Below are 625 nucleotides of genomic sequence, written 5' to 3' on the forward strand. Positions count from 1 at the left end.
TTTCCCCAACGTCATTGAGTCGGACACGGAGTTCGTCGCCATCGATGTGGATGTGGGCCGCCGCCGTATGGCCCCGTTCTGTTCCCCGCTGGTGGCCGGTAAGCTGGTGGAAAGCCGTCGCTACCAGACCAATATTTTCAAACCCCCTTATATCAAGGACAAGCGTGTCCCTGACCTGCGCAAACCTATCCGTCGCCAGATTGGTGAGCAGATTGGCGGCAATATTCCGGCGGCAGATAAAGCCGCGCTGAACATGATGTTTGAGATGACCGATCAGGTCGATGTCCTGAACCGCCGACAGGAGTGGATGGCCGCCAACGCAATGATGACCGGCACCATTACTGTTGTGGGTGAGGGGCTGGACCCGGAGGTGATTGATTTCCAACGCGATTCGGCGCTGACCATCGCTCTGTCCGGCGCAGATAAATGGCCGCTGGCCGTTGCGGCAGGGGCGACCAATAACAAGCCCACCCAGGATATTGAGCGCTGGCAGACACTTATTCTGCAAAAAAGCGGAGCGGTGGCCACAGACCTGATTTTCACTAATGCATCCTGGGCGGCGTTCCGTCTCGATACCACTATCAAAGATAACGCGATTACGTTCCCGGCTCTGAGCCCGTACGGT

General features: G+C 57.1%; 1 protein-coding gene. It reads left to right on the forward strand.

What is annotated here, in order from left to right; all coding sequences use genetic code 11:
• Positions 1-625 (forward strand): major capsid protein (locus DEO48_RS00040; protein ID WP_181366943.1); only part of this gene is annotated, 625 nt, incomplete at both ends.

Origin of the sequence: Enterobacter sp. CGMCC 5087 (assembly GCF_003144775.1) — a bacterium.
In the GTDB taxonomy this organism is placed as follows: Bacteria; Pseudomonadota; Gammaproteobacteria; order Enterobacterales; family Enterobacteriaceae; genus Enterobacter; species Enterobacter cloacae_M.